At 37.1% G+C, this 21513-nt stretch carries 22 protein-coding genes and 1 pseudogene; 11 read left to right on the top strand and 12 right to left on the bottom strand.

Annotated features, from left to right (window positions below; genetic code table 11):
• Window positions 1-69 precede the first annotated feature (69 nt).
• The gene (locus tag NGC85_RS12300; protein ID WP_254731554.1) at window positions 70-1191 is read left to right on the top strand and encodes an FAD-binding oxidoreductase; all 1122 of its coding nucleotides are present in this window, start codon (window positions 70-72) and stop codon (window positions 1189-1191) included.
• On the opposite strand, the gene NGC85_RS12305 is transcribed toward NGC85_RS12300, so the two are convergent.
• Together NGC85_RS12305 and NGC85_RS12310 are read right to left on the bottom strand one after the other, a co-directional pair.
• Complete coding sequence (locus tag NGC85_RS12305) at window positions 1177-2082, bottom strand: TIGR01777 family oxidoreductase (protein WP_254731556.1); 906 nt, start codon at window positions 2080-2082, stop codon at window positions 1177-1179. The two genes, NGC85_RS12300 and NGC85_RS12305, sit on opposite strands and share 15 nt — an antisense overlap.
• A gap of 76 nt (window positions 2083-2158) precedes the next feature.
• Window positions 2159-2605, bottom strand: a complete 447-nt coding sequence (locus NGC85_RS12310; RefSeq protein ID WP_254731557.1) for an ABZJ_00895 family protein — start codon at window positions 2603-2605, stop codon at window positions 2159-2161.
• A gap of 306 nt (window positions 2606-2911) precedes the next feature.
• Here NGC85_RS12310 and NGC85_RS12315 point away from each other — a divergent pair, with 306 nt between their 5' ends.
• The 3 genes from NGC85_RS12315 to NGC85_RS12325 are packed head-to-tail and all read left to right on the top strand — an operon-like array spanning window position 2912 to window position 4395.
• Window positions 2912-3289 (top strand): VOC family protein, encoded by a 378-nt coding sequence (locus NGC85_RS12315; RefSeq protein ID WP_254731559.1) that lies wholly within the window; start codon window positions 2912-2914, stop codon window positions 3287-3289.
• Between the two features lie 50 nt (window positions 3290-3339).
• On the top strand, window positions 3340-3996 hold the full coding sequence (locus NGC85_RS12320) for a hypothetical protein (RefSeq protein WP_254731561.1): 657 nt from the start codon (window positions 3340-3342) through the stop codon (window positions 3994-3996).
• 3 nt (window positions 3997-3999) lie between these two features.
• Complete coding sequence (locus NGC85_RS12325) at window positions 4000-4395, top strand: SMI1/KNR4 family protein (RefSeq protein WP_254731563.1); 396 nt, start codon at window positions 4000-4002, stop codon at window positions 4393-4395.
• A 67-nt stretch (window positions 4396-4462) separates the two neighbouring features.
• Here NGC85_RS12325 and NGC85_RS12330 read toward each other — a convergent pair whose 3' ends face one another.
• Entirely contained in the window at window positions 4463-5245 is a 783-nt protein-coding gene (locus NGC85_RS12330) for a crotonase/enoyl-CoA hydratase family protein (protein WP_151707906.1), read from the bottom strand.
• A gap of 161 nt (window positions 5246-5406) precedes the next feature.
• On the opposite strand from NGC85_RS12330, the gene NGC85_RS12335 reads away from it, so the two are divergent.
• The 4 genes from NGC85_RS12335 to NGC85_RS12350 all read left to right on the top strand — a co-directional run bounded on the left by NGC85_RS12335 (window position 5407) and on the right by NGC85_RS12350 (window position 11311).
• A complete protein-coding gene (locus tag NGC85_RS12335; RefSeq protein ID WP_254731565.1) occupies window positions 5407-6657 on the top strand; it encodes an exonuclease SbcCD subunit D C-terminal domain-containing protein in 1251 nt (416 codons plus the stop codon).
• Between the two features lie 9 nt (window positions 6658-6666).
• Window positions 6667-10263 carry an AAA family ATPase gene (locus NGC85_RS12340; protein WP_254731567.1) on the top strand — a complete coding sequence of 1199 codons (3597 nt, stop codon included), beginning with the start codon at window positions 6667-6669 and terminating at the stop codon, window positions 10261-10263.
• A gap of 14 nt (window positions 10264-10277) precedes the next feature.
• Complete coding sequence (locus NGC85_RS12345; protein ID WP_254805600.1) at window positions 10278-10565, top strand: hypothetical protein; 288 nt, start codon at window positions 10278-10280, stop codon at window positions 10563-10565.
• A gap of 71 nt (window positions 10566-10636) precedes the next feature.
• The gene (locus NGC85_RS12350) at window positions 10637-11311 is read left to right on the top strand and encodes an HAD family hydrolase (RefSeq protein ID WP_254805601.1); all 675 of its coding nucleotides are present in this window, start codon (window positions 10637-10639) and stop codon (window positions 11309-11311) included.
• A gap of 53 nt (window positions 11312-11364) precedes the next feature.
• Here NGC85_RS12350 and NGC85_RS12355 read toward each other — a convergent pair.
• Both NGC85_RS12355 and NGC85_RS12360 read right to left on the bottom strand, forming a co-directional pair.
• Window positions 11365-12101: pseudogene (locus NGC85_RS12355) on the bottom strand (hypothetical protein).
• A 186-nt stretch (window positions 12102-12287) separates the two neighbouring features.
• The gene (locus NGC85_RS12360; protein ID WP_254731569.1) at window positions 12288-12974 is read right to left on the bottom strand and encodes a YggS family pyridoxal phosphate-dependent enzyme; all 687 of its coding nucleotides are present in this window, start codon (window positions 12972-12974) and stop codon (window positions 12288-12290) included.
• A gap of 126 nt (window positions 12975-13100) precedes the next feature.
• Between NGC85_RS12360 and NGC85_RS12365 the strand changes: the two genes are divergently transcribed.
• Window positions 13101-14138, top strand: coding sequence for a type IV pilus twitching motility protein PilT (locus NGC85_RS12365; RefSeq protein WP_254731571.1), 1038 nt, complete (start codon window positions 13101-13103; stop codon window positions 14136-14138).
• Window positions 14139-14162: 24 nt separating this feature from the next.
• A complete protein-coding gene (locus NGC85_RS12370) occupies window positions 14163-15281 on the top strand; it encodes a PilT/PilU family type 4a pilus ATPase (RefSeq protein ID WP_254731573.1) in 1119 nt (372 codons plus the stop codon).
• Between the two features lie 94 nt (window positions 15282-15375).
• Here the strand turns inward: NGC85_RS12370 and fur are convergent, their stop codons facing one another.
• On the bottom strand, window positions 15376-15813 hold the full coding sequence (gene fur / locus NGC85_RS12375) for a ferric iron uptake transcriptional regulator (protein ID WP_005056466.1): 438 nt from the start codon (window positions 15811-15813) through the stop codon (window positions 15376-15378).
• Between the two features lie 110 nt (window positions 15814-15923).
• Between fur and NGC85_RS12380 the strand changes: the two genes are divergently transcribed.
• Window positions 15924-16322 (top strand): outer membrane protein assembly factor BamE, encoded by a 399-nt coding sequence (locus NGC85_RS12380; RefSeq protein WP_005056468.1) that lies wholly within the window; start codon window positions 15924-15926, stop codon window positions 16320-16322.
• Window positions 16323-16375: 53 nt separating this feature from the next.
• Here NGC85_RS12380 and NGC85_RS12385 read toward each other — a convergent pair whose 3' ends face one another.
• The 6 genes from NGC85_RS12385 to argB all read right to left on the bottom strand — a co-directional run bounded on the left by NGC85_RS12385 (window position 16376) and on the right by argB (window position 21512).
• Entirely contained in the window at window positions 16376-16699 is a 324-nt protein-coding gene (locus tag NGC85_RS12385; RefSeq protein WP_005057438.1) for an RnfH family protein, read from the bottom strand.
• Window positions 16699-17781, bottom strand: coding sequence for a hypothetical protein (locus tag NGC85_RS12390; RefSeq protein ID WP_254731575.1), 1083 nt, complete (start codon window positions 17779-17781; stop codon window positions 16699-16701). The genes NGC85_RS12385 and NGC85_RS12390 overlap by 1 nt, the downstream gene beginning before the upstream one ends.
• A 245-nt stretch (window positions 17782-18026) precedes the next feature.
• Complete coding sequence (locus NGC85_RS12395) at window positions 18027-18482, bottom strand: bacteriohemerythrin (RefSeq protein WP_169109971.1); 456 nt, start codon at window positions 18480-18482, stop codon at window positions 18027-18029.
• Between the two features lie 281 nt (window positions 18483-18763).
• Complete coding sequence (locus tag NGC85_RS12400; protein WP_254731577.1) at window positions 18764-19612, bottom strand: class II glutamine amidotransferase; 849 nt, start codon at window positions 19610-19612, stop codon at window positions 18764-18766.
• A 100-nt stretch (window positions 19613-19712) separates the two neighbouring features.
• A complete protein-coding gene (locus NGC85_RS12405) occupies window positions 19713-20489 on the bottom strand; it encodes a GNAT family N-acetyltransferase (RefSeq protein ID WP_254731579.1) in 777 nt (258 codons plus the stop codon).
• 123 nt (window positions 20490-20612) lie between these two features.
• Window positions 20613-21512 (bottom strand): acetylglutamate kinase, encoded by a 900-nt coding sequence (gene argB, locus NGC85_RS12410; RefSeq protein WP_005056478.1) that lies wholly within the window; start codon window positions 21510-21512, stop codon window positions 20613-20615.
• Window position 21513 lies beyond the last annotated feature (1 nt).

Consider the following 21513-nt stretch of genomic DNA (forward strand, 5'->3'; position numbering starts at 1 on the left):
TCCGAAGCTACAACACTCCTCACCTCTTTAATAGGGGGGAAGGAATCTTTAAATTGGTTTAACTTTATTATGCATATTGCCATCATTGGTGCAGGGATTAGCGGCTTAATGACAGCACTTGAGCTTGCTGAACAAGGCTGCTCTGTCGATATTTTTGATCAACAACAAGCAGGTCAAGCTGCATCTTGGGCTGGTGGTGGTATTTTATCACCTATGTATCCGTGGCGATATGCACCCGAAGTTAACCAATTAGCTCAGTTTGGAAAACCGCTCTATCAAATGTGGAATGAAAAACTCTACCCAATCACAGGGATTGATTTTCAGATTCACGATACAGGCATGCTAATTTTCGATCAGGACGATTTTGATATTGGGTTGAGTTATGCAGCTAAGTTCAATGAACCTATGCAACAATCAGAATATTTTAATCAGGATCAACTCAATCAGATTAATCCACGTGTTTCAGCAAAATTCCAAGAAGCCATTTATTTTCCTCATCTATCCAATGTTCGGAATCCTCGCCTACTTCAATCTCTGATTAGTTATTTGAAACAACATCCTTTGGTTCGTTTTTTTGAATACTGCCCGATTGAAAAACTCCTTATTAAAAATAAAAAAGTAGATGGTCTACAGTTAGATGATGGACGACAATTTTTTGCTGATCATGTTGTGCTAAGTTCAGGTGCTTGGAGTAAACAATGGTCTAAGCAATTACAACGCAATATTCCAGTGCAACCTGTACAAGGTCAAATGCTGTTATTTAAAACACCTGAAAACTGGCTACCGACCATGTGCATGAATCAGGTCATGTATTTGATTCCACGTCAGGATGGTCATATCGTGTGTGGTTCAAGCATGGCTGAGTGTGGATTCAGTACTTCAGTCGATATGCAAACTCAACATGATATTTTTACTGCTTGTCTGAGCATGGTGCCTGAATTAGAAAAATTTCAGGTTGTAAAACGTTGGGCTGGTTTGCGTCCAAGTTCCCCACAAGGGATTCCCTACATCGGTGAAATGCCTAACGTGAAAAATCTATGGGCGAATTTTGGACATTTCCGCAATGGATTATGTATGGGTGCAGGCTCAGCAAAATTGCTCAGACAATTAATATTAGAACAAGAGACGATTGTCCAAGCTGCTGCCTACTCACCTGAACGCTTGAAACAAGATAATTTAGTTTTCCAATAATATGTCTTTGAGTGCTGCATCTAGAGTTGGAAACTTAAATTGAAAGCCATGATCTAGCAAAGCCTGAGGTTCTACATATTGACCATTGAGAATCAATTGAGATTGCTCACCTAAAGCCATTTCAAAGACACATTTAGGCATCGACAGTAGAGGCTTACGTTTGAGAATCTTAGCGGCAACTTTAACAAAAACCTGCTGATTTATTTTTTCAGGTGCGACTAAATTATATACTTTTTGCGAAGCCTCAAGTTGCATCAAAAAAAGAATAGCAGATAAAACATCTTGAATATGTATCCAAACAATAGGTTGCTGACCTGATCCAATTTTGGCAACAACATTTAATTTGATGGGTAATAACATCTGCGGCAAAATACCACCATTCCCAAACACAACACCTAAACGGATAATTTTGGTATTTTGTTGATTAAATTTTAATGCAGTTTGCTCCCAAACTTGGCAAAGTTCAGACATAAAAATTGCTTGCGGAGGTGTGTTTTCATCACAAACATCCACCCAATGTTCTTGAGGATCAATGCCATAATAACCAATTGCTGAACCTGAAATAATAGATTTAGGGAAAATACTTTTTCGTTCTAACCACTCATAGAGCTTTTGAGTCATTTCAACACGGCTTTGAATAAGCTGATGTTTTCTGGTATCACTCCAACGTTTTTGACCGATATTTTCACCCGCTAAATTAATCACGTAATCGATATCAGTTGATGCAATTTGATCAAAATGATTGATCCATATTAAATCTGAATGATGGGAAGCTTTATTTTTTTGTCGCGTAAGTGCGATAACTTGAAAGTCATTTTCCAATAAATAAGGTAAAAGATGAGAGCCAATAAATCCACTTGCTCCAGTCACTAATACCGTCATTTTTTTCATGGGTCTACCTATAAAAAATGAATCTAATAAACAGTCTTAGCAAAATCAAAGTGAATTACAAGTGAACTTTATTAAACTAATTAAACATCTTGTTCGCCATTCGTTGTGCTTGTGCGCCATAGAACCAAAATGTAATTAGATATAGCGGTATGGCTACCATTAACCACATTGCGATAACTGCGAATAAAAACTGAGGTTGCTTTAAATAGAGTAAAAAATTTTGCCAAATTTCAGGATCTTTACGCGCAAAAATAAAAAGTCCAGATAGCAAACCCAAAGCGTTATAGCCCCAAAATATTAAACTAAATCCCAAACTGAAATGTCTTTTTTCTTGCGGACTAGGCGCACGGCGTTGTTGCTTTAAAAATTTGAATAAAACAGAAATCATTGCGATCAAATAAGGTATCGCTGTGAGCACACCAGCAATGCTATTTGGTAAAATAGCAGCAAATACGCCTGCAACTAATGACAAGAGCAAACAAATAATAAAAAACCATAAATAGTATAAACGAAGTGAAATCATGTAGTTAAACCCAATTTGAGTGGTTTCATAAATTAATTATAAATTTTTTTCACTTTTTTTTCATTTTTATGTCAACCATTCCTCAACTTATGCCGTTATATAGGGTACAAGGTCGCAGCAACCGAAGTTTGATTGCACGGCATCCGCAATTTTTTCGGTGACCTTTCATTATGACTCTCCATCTTTAGAAATTGTTTTGTTAGCAGCCAAAACTTTTGATAAAGATTTTGACCGACGATTTATCATCACTCGAATCGTCGGTTTTTATTTTTTTAATGATACAAAAATAAAAACATAGGATTAGCCATGAACTCGATTATCTATTTTGAAATTCAATCCTCCTATCCTAAACGTGATACTCAATTTTATCAAAATGTCTTTGGTTGGCATTTCGAGCATGTTGATGGCTTACCAATCGAATATTATCGTATCGAAACGGAAGGGATTCATGGTGGATTACTTCAACGTCCAGTCGAAATCCCCTCGACTGAATGCGGTACCAATGCTTTTACTTGCACGATTGAAGTAGACAATTTTGATGAAACAGCAGCCAAAATTTTAAGCTTGGGCGGTCTTATAGCGATGGAGAAATTTGTGATTCCTCATCGTTGTTGGCAAGGCTATTTTCTCGACCTAGATAATAATGTCTTTGGTATATGCGAAATAGATGAGAATGCAAAATGACAGTGTTATACTAAATTTTCATAAAATTAAGATAGTTAATTCAAATAAAAATGAAATGTCCAAACTGTCAAAGCGAAGTTGTGAATGAGAATATCAATATCCAAACGGATATGGGGAAATGTCAAAATTGCAATCATATATTCAGAGTATCTGAAAATTTTGATCCATCTCCCCAATTCGCTTTTGATATTAATCAACCACCCAAAGGCGCTTGGTATAAAAACGATATTCAAGAAATCAGACTTGGTGCAACCTTAAGAAGTCCAGTGGCTTTCTTACTTATTCCATTTATGCTGATTTGGTCAGGCGGTTCATTGGGTGGGATTTATGGTACCCAAATAGCGAATCAAGAATTTAGTCTTTTACAAAGTTTATTTGGTATTCCCTTTATCATCGGTACATTCATTTTTGGTTTTTTTACGCTTTTAATGATGTTCGGAAAAGTAGAGTTAACCATTGATCGTCAAGGTGGAAAAGTCTTTACAGGTATTGGGAAACTCGGTAAATCAAAACCTTTTATTTGGAATGAAGTGAGTCGAATCAGAGAAAATCATATTCAAAATGCTTCCAACAAACAACAAGGACAAATCTTTATAGATGCCGCGCAACCCATTCGCTTTGGTTTGGGCTTATCTCCAGAACGTCAACAATATATATTTCATGCATTAAAACGATTACAAATGCAGTATAAACCTGAAAGAAGATAATTCATGGCTTTTCCAATTGAGGAACAATATATTTTAGACGCTGAGAAAGAACTCAACCTTGTATTTCCATCATCTTTTAAAAATAAAATGATGATCGAAAATGGTGGCGATGTTTTTGTTGAAAATGATAATTGGCAAATTTTCCCATTTTTCGATCAATCCAATCAAAAAAGAAAAATACGTACATGCAACCATATCTTGCATGAAACAAAAATTGCGAAACAATGGACTGGCTTTCCATTACATGCCATTGCGATCGCCCGTAATGGATGCGGAGATTATTTAATTTTTCTTCCGCAGAAACACGCCCCACATACGCTTTCAGATCTAGTCCATATTTGGTTTCACGGCACCAATGAAATTCAACCCGTTGATTTAGATTTTAAAACGTTGGTATAGAGCCTATGTTAAAATGCTAAATCAACTTATCGCATAAGTGTTTGATGATTAAAATAAAAAATTGGAATTATTTACCCTGAAACTGTGGCAAGCGTCTTTCAAGCATGGCTCGAACACCCTCTTGAGCATCCTCAGATTCAAATAGTGGTTTAAGGTAGTTATCCATTTTATCAAAGGCAACTGTATGCCCTAAAGTCACTCCATCGGTTGCAGAAGCTAATAGAGCCTGCACAGCAAGTGGCGCAGCAATACAAATCTCTTTAGCAACTTCGATCGCACGCTCAAGTTGCTTACCTTTTTCTACAACCTCAGAAACAAGATTCAACTCATTGGCTTTTTGAGTATCAAAGGTTTTACCTGTAAGTAAATAAGGCATCGCTTTTTGCCAACCAGCTGCCTGTACAAAACGAACCGTTGCACCGCCAAAAGGCATAATCCCCCGTAGTACTTCGAGTTGCCCAAACACAGTATCTTCACTGGCTATTACCACATCTGCATTGAGCATGAGTTCCACTCCAGCGGTATAACAAATACCCTGCACTGCAACCACAACAGGTTTAGTTCTGTGTCGTCCTCCAACGCCCCAAGGATTAATTTGAGCATCGGCAAAATTAAAAATCCCATGCGGAATTTTCGGTTGTAATTCCACTAGGTCTAGACCAGCGGTAAAATGATCTCCATGCGCAAAAATGACAGCACAACGTAATTCAGGATTATTTTCATATTCTGTTAATGCTAAAGATAAATCCTCAATCATATGGCTATCAAAGGCATTGCGTTTTGCTACACGATCTAAACCGATCAACATAATATGATCAATCATTTCACGGCTTACTTTTCCTAAGCTCATTTTCTATTTCCTGTTATTTGATGTATTTTCGATACCAAACTAGTTGATCGTTTTAAAATGATCAAGCGATATCTTGTAGCTAGTTTCTGCTTGGCTAAGCTCTACTTTTTTCTTGAATACGTGCTACCTTATTCGCATTCATTTCATTATTAGATTCACTTATGACCGTGCGTTTTTTTCATACGTCTGACTGGCATTTGGGGCAGTTTTTTTACAACCATTCCCGCCACTACGAACATGAACAATTTCTTGTATGGTTACTTGAGCAAATCAAAATTAAACAACCGCATGCTTTACTCATTGCAGGTGATATTTTTGATGTGATCAATCCAAGCTCACAGGCACAAAAACAGCTTTATCAATTCCTTGCTGATGCCCATGATCTTGCACCACAAATGCAAACATTGATGATTGCGGGAAATCATGACTCAGGCTATCGCATTGAACAAGTAGAACCCTTACTCGAAAAATATAATGCAAAAACAGTCGGAGTGATTCGCTGGAATGAAGATAAAAGCTTAGATTTAGATCGTTTAATTTTGCCAATTTATGATGAACAAAAACAGATTGTTGCATGGTGCATCGCCCTACCTTTCTTACGTTCAGCCGAAATCACAGGTTTCAATGAAAATACCACCAACAGTCAAAATGCGATTGCTTATTTACATCAACATTTAATCGCTGAAGCAAAACGCCGTAAAACTAATGATCAAGCTTTAATTTTGATGTCACATGCACACATGCAAGGTGGTGAAACTTCAGATTCTGAACGTCCAATTATTATTGGTAATGAAGAGGCGCTTTCAACTACGCTGTTTGATGATGAGATTGACTATGTGGCTTTAGGACATCTGCATAAACCACAGAAAGTTGGGCAAGATCACATCCGTTATAGTGGCTCTCCGATTCCTTTGTCATTTAGTGAAATTAACTATAAACACCAAGTGGTTGAAGTCACGATCGATCCCATTAAAACTGAAAATCAAGTTGAGTTTGAAGCAATTGCCATTCCGCGAACGATTCAATTACACAAAATTAAAGGTGAACTCAATGACGTCATGCAGCGACTCAAAAATCTGCCACAGGGCCTCATTGAATGTATAGATCATCGTGAATATGTCGATATTGAATACCACACGGCAACGCCTCCCCAGCCAAATCTTAGACAACAATTTGAAGATGCCCTGCCTAAAGATCGTTACCGTTTAGTGAGGATTTCACGACAATATTTATCCAATCAAACCCATGCAGAAAGTGAATCAAAAATTAATTTAGAACCACCGACACCCGAAAAACTGTTTCAACAAATTTGGGAGAAAAAAGGCTATAGCGCTGATGATGAAGTCACCAAAGACTTTTTAAGCTTAGTTGCTGAAGCACAGAAAAAAATTGAAGATGATCAAACAGTTTAAGGATTTGCCATGAAAATTTTATCCATTCGACTAAAAAATCTGGCATCTCTTGCAGGTGAGCATTTTATTGATTTTGAAAGTGAACCTTTAGCGCATGCTGGATTGATTGCTATTATTGGTAAAACGGGTGCAGGTAAATCCACAATTTTAGATGCGATGTGTCTTGCTCTATTTAATAAAATTCCAAGACTAAAAGACAGTGATGGCAAACTGTTAGATGTTGATGGTTCAGAATTGTTAACCAACTCTCCTCTCACTGTATTACGTCGTGGTACTGGGCATGGTTTTGCCGAACTATGTTTTGTTGCACAGGATCAAAAGCATTATCTCGCACGTTGGGAAATTAAACGTGCTCGTGAAAATGCCAATGGTAAATTACAAAGTGTACAACGCTCATTGAAATGCCTCACCGATGGCGTGGTTGTCGCAGATAAAACCAAAGCCGTCGAAACGCATATTCAACAAATTACACAGCTCAGTTTTGAACAATTCACTCGTGCGGTACTTTTGGCACAATCCGAAGTAACTGCTTTTTTAAAAGCACGTGATAATGAACGTGGTGAATTATTGGAATATCTGACCAACTCCAGTATTTTTGCCAAGATTGGACAGTTGGCTTTTGAAAAAACCAAAGAAGTTCGCTTACAACGAGAAAAATTAGAAAGTGTTTTAGGTCATATTGAAATTCGTTCTGATGAAGAAATCGCTGAGTTACAACAGCAATTCCAACACTTACAGCAACATGTGCAACAACTTGAAAATGAAAAAAATCAATTCAAACAACAACAACAGTGGTTTGAACAACGCACTAAAATTAACCATGAAATTGGTTTAAAACAGCAACAGTTTGATCTGCAACTTAAAGCGCAAGAAAACATTGCTAAAGATCGTCAATTACTGGGTCAATTAGAAACATTTGCTGAGATACGTCCTATTGTATTTCAACAACAACAGTTGCAAAAAACATTGCAACAACTCGCGCCACAAATTCAACAAAAGCACAATGAATTTAGTACCTTAACCACTCAATTTGAGCAACAAAAAAAGCTGTATACACAAGCAGAAACAACACTCAATCAATTTCAAGATTTCGAGCAAAAGCATCAAACTGAACTGACACAAGTACGCAAGTTTGTGCAAGAACGTGACTATATTGCTGAAGAATATAAGAAAACTAAAAGTCGACTAACTCAACTGGAAAGTCAGAAGCAACCACTCATCGAGCAACAACAACAGCTTGAGCAAAGCATCCAAAACTTGAGTGCGCAACATACGGCTTGCTTAGAACAGTTAAAACATAGTGCCCAATACGCTCCTTTGGATAAAGGTTTACATGCCCATATTCAACAACTTAAGCAATTTATTCAGCAATATCAGAAAGTAGAAAACACGTTAGGCTCCATTCAACAAGCACAGACCCAACTTAAGCAAGATCAAAATACATTCAACAGTTTAGTTACTCAATTTGGCACCACCCAACACATTGAACAGCGTATTGAGCAACAGTCGAAACTAAAAGAAACCCAACAAATTCGCCTCAATCAATTGGATACAATTCAACAAAAACTTCAGCATTATTTTGAATTAAAAAATGAAGTGCTTACGCAGCAAAACAAATTTGAAACTGTACAAAAGCAAGCTCAACAGCTAGAACAACGTAGCAAAAAAACTGAGCAGGAATATGATGCTGCTAAAACTGAACGCGAAAGACTACAACAGATTTTGCAACAACAACGTCTATTGCATGCTGAAAATATTGAACACCTAAGAGCTGAACTCAAGCACGGTGAAGCATGTCTAGTCTGTGGCAGTACTAAACATCCTTATCGTGATGACCAGAACCAAATCTCTAAAACGTTATATGTCTTACAGCAACAACAAGAATTGCAAGCGATTCAACAGGAACAACAGCTTTTCCAACTTTGGCAAAAAGCTCAACAACAATTTACTCAAAGCCATACCGAACAAAATCAATTGCAACAGCACTTGCAGCAATTGAATGAAAAAGTAAAAGCACATGATCAGGTGCTACAACAGCATATATCACAGACGAATATTCAACTCGATTTCAGTCTCACTGAGTATGACATCACAACTAAGATGCAAACGTTGGTTTTAGAAGCATCACAAATTCAACAGCAGCTTGAAAAAGAATTACTACAACTTAATCAAGCCAATAAAGATCAGCATGTGCTTCATCAAAACATTCAAAATACACGTCATCAACTAGAAACCGTAGAGCACTTACAACAACAGATTCAGCATATCGTGGATTGCCTCAATGCTGAAGATAAAATGGCTTGGTCTAAACATTGTTTGCCATTCTCACAACACGTATTACAAGCATTGCAACAACGTAGCCAACAACTAGAGCATGCAGAATCGCTCAACAATCAGAAAGAACAAATTGATCAGCAGTTGAATGTATTAAAGACCAATTTGGCGGGGCTCACTACGCAACAAACAGAGTGCGCGCAACAATTAAAAGACATAGAAATTAAAGGTAAACAGAATACGGATGCTGCTAATCAACTGATTATCACCATGACAGGTTCAGCTGAAATTAAAGCCAATGAATGGTTGCAACAGCATGATCAACAACGTCAGCAATTGCAGAGTCAATATCAGCAGTTAAAGCAAAGTTTTGAACAAGCTCGTCAGAATTATGAGCAGCAGAAAAATGTGCTCGAACAACTCAAAGCACAGCAGCAACAAAATCATGATGCTCTTGAACTATGTAAAACAGAAATCATCAATTGGTTAGCTCAGTATCAACATCTTGCAGAAGATCAACTCAGCGAATTACTTGCGATTTCATCAACTCAAGAACAGCAGATTCGAAATGCAATACAACATGCAGATCGGGCGATAAGTGAAGCAAATTCTGCACTGAAAACTATTCAAGAACAGTTAAATACGCATCTTCAATCAGAACCCAATATTCAGGTTGAACAACTGTCTGAATTGATGAGAGCCAATCAAGAAACTTTACAACAGACAACAGATCAACGTGATCAACTTAAACTTCAACTGGAAGTTCATCAGCAAAATTTAGCCAAACAAAAGCAATTTACGGATCAGATTCAACAGATCCAACAACAAGAACACCGCTGGAATAAAATTTCTAGTCTGATTGGTGACGCCAAAGGAAAAGATTTTCGTGATTTAGCCCAACAGTACAATCTCGACATTTTACTTGAATATGCCAATCAACAATTGGCGATGTTGTCTCAACGCTATACCTTAAAACGTTTAGACAATTCGCTGAGTCTTGCGATTATTGATCATGATATGGATGGTGAAACCCGTTCAGTGGCTTCACTGTCTGGTGGGGAATCTTTCCTCACTGCCCTCGCCATTTCATTGGCGATTGCCAATATGGCATCAGGTTCTATGAAAATCGAATCTTTATTTATTGATGAAGGCTTTGGGACTCTAGATGCATTTTCTCTGCATATGGTGATGAATGCGCTGGATCAATTACAGAGCCAAGGACGTAAGGTCATTTTAATCTCACACATTCAGGAAATGCATGAACGTATCCCTGTGCAGATTCAGGTACAGCCGATTGGTTCAGGATCAAGTCGGATCGAAGTGGTGGGGTGAAAATAACAACCTTAATGGAAATTAAAGAAATACAACAAGATGACTTATTCAAATTAATATCTATCTATAAACGTATGTCTGATCAAGAGCTTACTGAATATGTTTGTTTACATAACTTAGAAACGGAATTATATGCTGTACTATGCGCAAATTTTTTTAATCCGTCCTCCTCTAATGAAGATCATACTTATTTCAAAAAATTGACAATAGAATTATTACTTGAAGAATCTCCTCTTACCCGTTGTGAGTGGTTTTCTTCAATTAAACAAGCGATTGATCAACATGATTTAGAATTTAGCTAGTTACAATTTCTGAGTAAAATTATGAGCTAACTAATTTTATGATGGTTGAATTATCCTGCAAAACAAACCTAATGAATATCAATAAAGCTGTTATTTTCGATCTTGATCAAACTTTACTCGATAGAACCACATCTCTGATCAATTTTTTAACTTGGCAAACGAATTACTTTCGATTAGTTCCCAATCAAATCAAACAACAGTTTATCCAACGCTTTCTTGATATAGACGATAATGGCAAAGTTTGGAAAGATGTTGTTTATGAGAGCTTAACTCAAGAGTTTATGATCAAACATATTTCTAAAGAGCAACTCTTAGAAAGTTATATCAATGACTTCAATAAATTTTCATGTTGTTTCAGAGATGTTGAAGAAACGATTCTTGATCTTAAACAAAAAGGTTATTTAATTGGATTAATCTCTAACGGGAAGACACCCTTTCAAGAACATAATTTCTATGCTTTAGGTCTAACTGAATTCTTCACAAGTATCATCGTTTCTGAGGCTGTAGGACTTCGAAAACCAGATCCCGCAATTTTTTTATTATCTTGCAAGCAGCTGGGTGTTTACCCACATGATTGTATCTTTGTCGGAGATAATGAAATGGCAGACATACAAGGCGCAAAAGACGTTGGTATGAAAACAATTTTCTTTAACCCCGACCCTTCAATTTCTTCACAAATAGCTGATCAGAATTTACACCTTTTTAAAAACTTTATGCAGGTTTTTAAAACTTTAAACAACTTATGACTTAATAGAATCACTTCAGAACCAAAATTCTGAAGTGATCATGCTATATCAAATTAATTTTTATCAGCTGGAAAGGCTTTAGGTGGTGGTGCATATTTAGACGACTTGTCATCATCCTCTGTTGAATTTGAATCAAGTGATTTAACTTGATAAATCGCTGTTCCTATAATACCTGTATTTTGAATTGAGCCGTTATCCGAATTCGCTGCATAAGCATCTGCGGGCTTGCTAAAGGTAAAAGATGCAACAGCAGAGTTACTTTTACGGAAACCTTCTATTTTAAGCTCACTATGTGGGCGTAATACATAGCCTGCATTACTACGCGAAGCAACACTGCCATTTAACACATCAATTCCATCAACGCTTGCTACCACCTCATAGGTATTATCCGTATGATTCTCATATTTTAATTGGTAGCTTTGACCTTGGTTACCTGAAAGATAATAATCTTGGTTATCTCGAAATAACGCCAATGGATTATTTGTATCATCGACAACAGAAAAACTGAGTTTCCCTGCACCCAGAGAAATACTATTTACCGTCTTTCCTTGATATTGTTTATTAGCGTAACGAATTTGTGACTCAGCAATTGGTTGCTCTGTTAAGCGTGTTAAATTTACTTCAGTCACATGCGAGCTAATTTCCCCCCCCATTTTGTACCAAGTTTTTCGTCCAAAGCTACTTGAGCATTACTATCAGTCGCTTCTGTGAGAATATCACTCTCTTTTTTACTACAAGCAGCTAAAAATAAACATAAAAGAAAAGACATTAAAAAATACAATTTTTTCATTCTAAATTTGATCCTAAATTCAATTTTTTATCTTTGTAAAAATAATCGTTATTCATTTATATTCAGGTTCAATATAAATGAATAAACACCTCATTCTAATTTATGCCGTTTTTTTTCAGCAGCAAAGATATTTTATATAATTGTAATTTTTGCTTTATCTCTACGGATATTTATCAATTCGCTTTGTTAGTTTGAATAATCCCGTGCTCCGAATAATGCCGTCCCAACTCTAACCATCGTTGATCCTGCTGCAATTGCAGCATCTAAGTCACCTGACATGCCCATACTCAAAGTATCCCAATTTTGAGGCTGTGCATGTAATGATTTCACTTGATCAAATAAAGTTTTAGCATCAACAAATGCAGCAATATTATCAGGTGCTGGAATCACCATCAAACCACGTAAACGCAAATTTGGTAGTCGGCTGATTTGCTCTACTAATTCAGCGACCTCTTCTGGCTGACAACCATCTTTAGAGTCTTGTCCGTCAATATTGACTTGTAGACATATATTTAACGGCTTTTGACTATCTAGACGTTGATTCGATAATCGTTCAGCAATAATTAAGCGGTCTACTCCATGTACCCAATCAAATTTTTCAGCCAAATGCTTGGTTTTATTACGCTGTACATGACCAATAAAGTGCCATTCGATCTGTAAATCCTGTAATTCTTCAATTTTTTCTAAGGCTTCTTGCAAATAGTTTTCACCAAAACTGCGCTGTCCAACTTGATACATCTCTCGCAAATTTTTACTCGGGTGTGTCTTTGATACAGCCAACAATTGCACAGATTTAGGATCACGATGAACATGCTGACATGCTTGCTCTATTAGACTCAAAACGTGTTGACGGGCGTGTTGCGATTGATTCATTGACACAGTTCTCACTTATGAAATCTTTTTTTGCTTCCACATTCTATAAGGTGTTGGTAAGCCTGAATGAAAGCCGTATATTATTCTACAAAATAATGAGACATTTTAATTTGTTTCGGGGAAATTATGGATATTACAGAATTACTCGCCTTTTCAGTGAAAAACGGTGCTTCAGATTTACACCTTTCAGCAGGTATGCCACCGATGATTCGTGTCGATGGTGAAGTTCGTCGCATTAACTTACCAGCATTAGAACATAAAGATGTACACCGTTTAGTGTACGACATTATGAATGACAAGCAACGTCGTGATTTCGAAGAAGACCTTGAAACAGACTTTTCATTTGAAGTTCCAAACATTGCCCGTTTTCGTGTGAATGCATTCAACCAAAACCGTGGTGCTGGTGCAGTATTCCGTACCATTCCATCGAAAGTATTAACGATGGAAGATTTAGGATTAGGATCAATTTTTAAAGAAATTTGTGACTATCCACGAGGTATCGTACTGGTCACAGGTCCTACTGGTTCTGGTAAATCAACCACCTTGGCTGCAATGATCGACTATATTAATGAAAATCGTTATGACCATATTTTAACAGTCGAAGATCCAATCGAATTTGTACACCAATCTAAAAAGTGTTTGATCAACCAACGTGAAGTACATCGTGATACGCATGGCTTTAATGCTGCATTACGTTCAGCATTGCGTGAAGATCCAGATATTATTTTGGTCGGTGAGATGCGTGACTTAGAGACTATTCGCCTTGCCTTAACAGCTGCGGAAACAGGACACTTGGTTTTTGGTACGCTACACACCACCTCTGCTGCAAAAACTATTGACCGTGTTATCGACGTATTCCCTGCCGAAGAAAAAGATATGGTACGCGCCATGTTATCTGAATCTCTACAAGCAGTTATTTCGCAAACACTGTTAAAGAAGAATGGTGGTGGGCGTGTAGCAGCACATGAAATCATGATCGGTATCCCTGCGATTCGTAACCTTGTTCGTGAAAACAAAGTCGCACAAATGTACTCTGCTATTCAAACAGGTGCTAACTACGGTATGACCACGTTAGATCAAAGTCTCAAAACTTTAGTATCTAAAGGTATGATCAGTCCCCAAACAGCGCGTAACGTTGCGAAACAACCTGAATCATTCCTATAAAAATAAATGGATTAGAGAAACCTCATGGACTTTAATGATTTACTCAATTTGATGATTCAACAAAATGCATCGGACTTATTTGTGACTGCCGATGTAGAACCATCAATGAAAATAAACGGGCAGATTGTGCCCGTTGCTAAAACCAAATTGTCAGGTGAAATTGTTGGTCAATTGGTCAATTCAATTATGACTGACAAGCAGCGTAAAGAGTTTGCTGACACGCGTGAATGTAACTTTGCAATTACCAACCGTGAAAAGACAGCTCGATTCCGTGTCAGCGCTTTTCAACAACGTGATATGCCAGGCATGATCTTGCGTAAAATTGAAACGCATATTCCAACCATGGATGATCTTAAGTTACCCGAAGTTCTGAAAGAACTTGCAATGACTAAGCGCGGAATTATTATTTTCGTAGGTGCTACAGGTACCGGTAAATCAACGTCATTGGCTTCAATGATCGGTTTCCGTAACCATAACTCGAAAGGTCATATCATTACCATTGAAGACCCAATTGAGTTTGTACATCAACATGCAGGTTGTATCGTTACTCAGCGTGAAGTCGGTATTGATACAGACTCATTCGAAATTGCGTTAAAAAATACATTACGTCAAGCGCCTGACGTGATCCTGATTGGTGAGATTCGTTCACGTGAAACCATGGACTATGCCATTGCATTCGCAGAAACTGGTCACTTGGTTTTAGCTACACTGCATGCAAATAACGCAAACCAAGCACTTGATCGTATTATTCATTTCTTTGAAGCCGACCGCCATAGTCAGCTCTACATGGATTTATCATTAAATTTAAGAGCAATGGTCGCCCAACAGCTTATCCCTACCCCAGATGGCAATTCACGCCGTGCGGCGATTGAAATTCTAATTAATACACCTTTATTGGCTGATTACATCCGTAAAGGTGAAGTACATGAAATTAAAGATCTGATGAAGCGTTCTCGTGAATTAGGAATGCAGACCTTTGACCAAGCTTTATTTGATTTATATAAAGCAGGCGAAATTACATATAAAGATGCGTTGAAGCATGCTGACTCGCCAAATGACCTTCGTCTCACGATCAAACTTTCAGAAGAAGGGTCTGATCAATTATTGAATGCCAGCAAAAATATTACCTTTGATGGTCAATAGTTAAATTAAGCCTATAAAAAAGGAAGGTTTTTTGTAACCTTCCTTTTTTATTTGTTCAGTTTTAGTGAACTTTAAACATCAACTAAAATGACATTTATTTCTTACGATAAGTTTCTTTACATTCTGGGTTATTGCAATAACCATATAAATTTAAAGAGTGACCCGTTAAAGTAAAACCATGCTGTTCAGCAACAGTATGCTGTTCTTTCTCGATAGTATCGTTAGTAAATTCAATAACTTTATTACAGTTCAAACATACCAAATGATCATGATGATCTTCTTGCATGATCTCAAAAACTGAATGATTATTCTCAAAATGATGACGTTGAATAATACCAGCAGCTTCAAATTGTGTTAATACACGGTAAACTGTCGCTAAGCCAACATCTTCACCTTGCTCAAGCAAAGTTTTATAAATATCTTCAGCACTTAAATGATGTTGTTTTGAATTTTCTAATAATTCCAAAATCTTAATACGAGGAAGGGTTACTTTAAGTCCAGCTTTGCGTAAGTCTTGATTGGAAATAGGCATGAAAAAGGTCTCTCAACAAATCTTAAGTTGGAATAGGCAATAGAGTTTAGATGCAGTATGATCTATCCTTGAACCAAATGCATCATCATTTATCAGGATAGTGTAGCAAAATGCAAAAAATCATGCTGGCGTTATTCGTCACTTCAGTACTAAGCGGTTGTTCAGTCTTTGGTGTTTATAAAGTCGATATTCCACAGGGAACACCATTAACAAAAGCACAAGCATCTCAAGTACAAGTAGGCATGAGCTTTCAACAAGTCCGTTTCTTGCTGGGTAGTCCAACAGTAACAGATCCACTAAATCCACAACGTTGGGACTACATCTACAACTATATTCCTGGTACTTATGCTAAAAAAGCAAAAATTCCAGCGGCACATGGGCAGCATTTAAAAGTTTATTTTGATGCAAATGGTATCGTGGAGCGAGTTGAAGGTTTAGAAACTATTCCAGACTCTCAGCCAGGTTTACCAGCATCAAAAGAAGCGATTTTAACTGCGCCACCACTATAGTCAGTTTAAAATAAAAAGAAACCCCTCATCGAATCAATCGTGAGGGGTTTTATTTATGAACTTGATGACCTAAACCGATTACCTTTTACAAATCGACCAACAGGATTTTTCGCAGCTCGTTTACGACGAATATCCTTGGGATTAATCGTGAGTGCGCGATAAATTTCAACACGATCGCCTACTTCTATCGGTGTATCAGCTTCAATTTTGGTGCCAAATACACCTATATGTAAAACCTCTGGCAAACTGACCTGATCAGCTAAGCCACTGGCATCAATGGCTTGTTGCGCTGTCATACCTTCATTAAAGCGAACCGCGATATGAAATTGCTGCTCAGGTGATGCATAAGCCACCCAAACCTGTTGAGCCTGTTCCATTACAACACTTGCCCAATCACAGCAATAATGGCGACTATAATAGACAAAGGCAGTACTAAGCGTACAGCAATACGCCATAGATTATAAAATAGCTCATTACTAAAACCCATCGCTTTACGAAGGTGGCTAATTTTCATAATCCAACCAGCAAACAATGCATAAATTAGGCAAATCACGAGTCCCCACACCATTAGTAAGGTATTAAAGATTTGTTCAACTTGCGGCACAATCCATACAGCAACAGCAGCAAATAAAATTAACCATTGAATGACAACTGCAAGCTGTCGTTGCGCCAATTGTTCTTTAGCAAACTGAATTAATAGTGCAGCCGACATGATTGCTGCAAAAATCCAAGCAAACGCTGGAAGCTGTGCTTGAATAGAAAAGAATCCAAAAGCAATGACTGCAAGTAATTGCGCAATCCAAATCGGTAAAGCAGTCGCAGTTGCTGAATTTTGAGTTTTAATCGTAGCTAAACTGCTCTGCCAATATAGACCTAAGCCTAGACCACTTGCCACTAAAGCAAGAACAGTCGCATTGCCCCACTCTTTAAACTCAATGCCTGTCCAGTGCCAAGATTGTAATTGAGTTCCCATTACATTCGCGAAAATGAACGCAGCAACCACACCTAAAGTTGTTAAAGCAATTAAGAATGTACGAGGAATAAAAGACAAACCTAATGCAATAACAGCACATATAGCGAATAAAACTTGCTGAGAAATCTCTAATCTAAGTTGCTCTTCGAGAACACCAGTAGCTGTAGCTAACACGCTCCCTGCAAAGAATGGCACAAAAACAACTGCTAACCATCCTACAGCACGCCATTTTGATGAAGCATCAGCATCGCGAGTTAATGAAGAAAGTGCCTGCAATGCTGTAGTCTGAGAGCGTTTAGCAAGCGCAATTTCAAGATAAGCAATCGGTAATGCTAATAAAAGCATTGTTCCTAGCCACAGTAGCCAAAAATCGAATTGACGATCAATTTGAATTCCAACGGTCGGTGCCAATGTGGTAATCATGACAAAAGATAAGCAAAACGCCATCACTGGAGCCAGCCAGCGTGATAGTGTTGTGTCCTGCATAATGCATTCCTTGAAAAATCTTTGAACTCATTGCGCTTTATGGTGTTTGCAATGAAATATTCAATCTATTTTGCCCTTCTCAGGCTTGAAAATCAAAACAAAAGATACGGAAAGAAAAAAAGCAAACCATCTTTAGATGATTTGCTGCGCACTCGTTGTTATATTATTAAGTAGCCCTCTTATTTTCACTCATATTTACCTTATTATTTTTATTAAATAAGAGGGCTTTTTTTATTATCTTGATATTATGAGAAAAATCTAGAAAACCAATTTTTCCCTTTTTTCTTTTCATTTTCCTTAATAATACCAATCATATTTTCTTTCACAGCACCCACATAATCAGCATCATCATGACGAATATGATTAATCAGCCATTTTGAAAGCGCTTCGTGCAACTCTTTATCTATTTCATGCCCTAGTTCAAATCGTTCCCGATATGTCTCTATCTTTTTGATAAATAAGTCATGTACTCGCTTATGAGGAACTCGATATTTATAGTTTGCTTCTTCTTGCAAGCTTTCCTCAAAAGTAAAATGTGACTGTGTATAATCAATAATATTATCTAAAACATCTTTCATTTTTACACGATCATTGGCATGCTTTAAATCAGCGATTTCATTAATATAATCTAGAATACGTCGATGTTGATCATCGATAACCTCTATTCCTGTATTATATTCGACAGACCATTTCATACTCATATCGAACCCCAAACCGAACTTGATTTATTGAATAAACACATAATATCGACAAAACAAACAAATAAAAACACAGCATTTTTGTCAGATTTTAATTTTTTCAATAAAAATAGAATAAACGCTTGTTTTATATTTATTTTAATAATTTAACCAATCAAAATACTCAAGTATTTTTTAACCAGTGAGAAAAAATATCTCTTTAATTTTATTGAAATATAGAAAAAATAGTTAACTTAAACATTACAATCAAGTACAGATTTAATAATATTTAAATTAAAGATTCATTAATATTGATCAGCTTTCGTAATCCGTTTTAATTCAGGATTTTCTTTTTCTCGAATAAGTCGTTCAACTCGAGTTAATGCATGCTTAATAGGTCGCCCATCTTGGAATAAAATCATTTCACCAGCTTGATAAGCCGCCCAATTTTCATTGTGAGTCAATGGTTCAGTTGTGATCACCGCCACACGATCTTCTGGCGTTGTAACCTCACTAAAATCAACTTCTACATCTAAATCAATTAGGTGTGCATTCTGAAAAGGATATTCCCGTACTAACCAATGTAATTTAGTGGTCGCGTAGCTAAAAAGTGCTTTCCCGTTTGATAAACAGAAATTAAAAGTACCATGCTCGGCAATTTCAGGAGAAATCTTCTCTAAAAGTGAAAAAATCTTTTCAATACACGGCTCGGTATAGCCAAATTCTTCAACCATTTGATCGAGCAAATAACAAAAAGCACGTTCACTATCCGTATTACCCACAGGTTCAAATCGCCCACTCAACCTCGGATTAAAATTATGCAAATCACCATTGTGGGCAAATATCCAATGTCTACCCCATAATTCTCGTAAAAATGGATGTGAATTTTCGAGAGTAATTTTACCCTGAGTTGCTTTACGAATATGCGCAATTACATTTCGAGATTTAATTGGATAATTTCGAACTAAATCGGCAATTGGAGATTCTACTGCGGATTGATTATCAACAAATAAACGACAAGCTTTGTCTTCAAAGAATGCGATGCCAAAGCCATCACAATGATCAGACGTAACACCAGCTCGTTGGGAAAAACCACGAAACGAAAAAGTAATATCTGTTGGCGTAGCGCAATTCATTCCTAATAGTTGGCACATATCTTTTTAACTTGCTGACATCTTTGCCTATTGTGCATGAGGTTCAGACTGCTTGTAAATCTGAATATGTGCTCACTATTGGATTAAGAATGATAAATCACTACCTTTGTGCCATTTTATTGAAAACAAAAGATGTCGCGATTTTATTCACTTCCAAGAAAACAAAATAATCTAAACATTTAAATTCTTCATCATAAAATGCTTGTTTTGATAACTTAGACTGCATACCTAGATAGGTTTTGAAGAGCTTTGGCATGCGTTCATCTTGAGGAAAACTATAATCAGGACGTTCAGGTTCAAAAGCACGTTTAGAGCGAATATCGATAGTGTGTTGATCTGATAATTGTTGTATTTGACGGTGTGTATAATATGTACGCGCCAAGTTATCTTCTAAATGAATACTGACACAGCCCATCAAATATTTAGCGCGCATTGACCAAAGTACCTTTGGCGCTAGATTTAACCATAACATCGATAAAGCTTTACCAGAGCGGAATTTTGGATGTACACAAGTACGGCCTATTTCTAAAATACTTGGCAAATTTGACAGGCTTGGAACAACTTCAAACTCTTTAGCGCTATAACTTTGTCCAATTTCATGACCTTGAAATAACTTTAATCGTGTATAGGCAACGATTTCACCCGTCCATTTCTCACGTAAAACTGCATGTTCACAACCAAAATCATAGAGATCTTGATCAAGCCCATCTTCAAACGTCATGCCAAATTGATGAGAAAATTGATTTGCTCTAAATCTTTGTACTTCTTGTAATTCTTTTAAATTGTCTACCCATTCAAAACGAAATTGATTTTGCGTAGGCTTTGTACGTAAAGGTGACGTCAATGTGTGACGATAATGATTTAATTTTTCTAGCATAATGAAAGCTCCTTATGTCTAGAGTTACCTTAAATCGATTAAATGACATTGAAATGACTATAACATGAACAGATCATGACGAAAAAAAAGACCTACATGAGGTCTTTTTTAAATCTTAGAATTTTAATGCTTAGCGCGATTGGTAATTAAAGTACCTACACCATGATCGGTGAAAATTTCCAATAAAGTTGCATGTGGTACGCGACCATCGACGATATGCGCACTGATCACACCACCTTTGACTGCATCCAACGCACAACCCACTTTAGGAATCATGCCACCATAAATCACACCTGTTTCAATCAAGCGATCAACTTCTTGCGTACTTAATCCAGTCAGTAAATTTTTATTTTCGTCTAATACGCCTGTAATATTCGTCAATAAGATGAGCTTCTCAGCACCCAATGCTTCAGCGACTTTACCAGCAACGAGATCTGCATTGATATTATAAGTATTGCCTTCTTCATCAACACCTAAAGGCGCAATCACTGGAATAAAATCACCTTGCGTAAACATTTCTAGAACGTCTGTTTTAACGCCAGTGACTTCACCGACCATACCCAAATCAATTTGAGAAATTGAGCCATCAGCTTCCTGTTTTTCCATGAGTAATTTACGCGCACGCAATAAATTACCATCCTTCCCTGTTAAACCAATCGCACGACCACCATGTTGATTGATTAGATTTACAATCGATTTATTTACACTACCACCTAAAACCATTTCAACCACTTCCATGGTTGCTTGATCAGTGACTCGCATGCCATCAATACGATCTGATTCTTGTCCTAGGCGTTTTAGTAATGAATCAACTTGTGGCCCACCGCCATGCACTACAATTGGATTTAATCCCACAGTTTTTAATAAAACGATGTCTCGAGCAAATGAACTTTCTAACTCAGGATCAGTCATTGCATTACCACCATATTTTACAACCAACGTCTTACCTGCAAAACGTTGGATATACGGCAAAGCTTCAATCAAAATTTTTGCTTTATCAATGCCGATATGCTCATGTGGCATA

Origin of the sequence: Acinetobacter sp. Z1, assembly GCF_024296945.1 — a bacterium.
Taxonomy (GTDB): domain Bacteria; phylum Pseudomonadota; class Gammaproteobacteria; order Pseudomonadales; family Moraxellaceae; genus Acinetobacter; species Acinetobacter beijerinckii.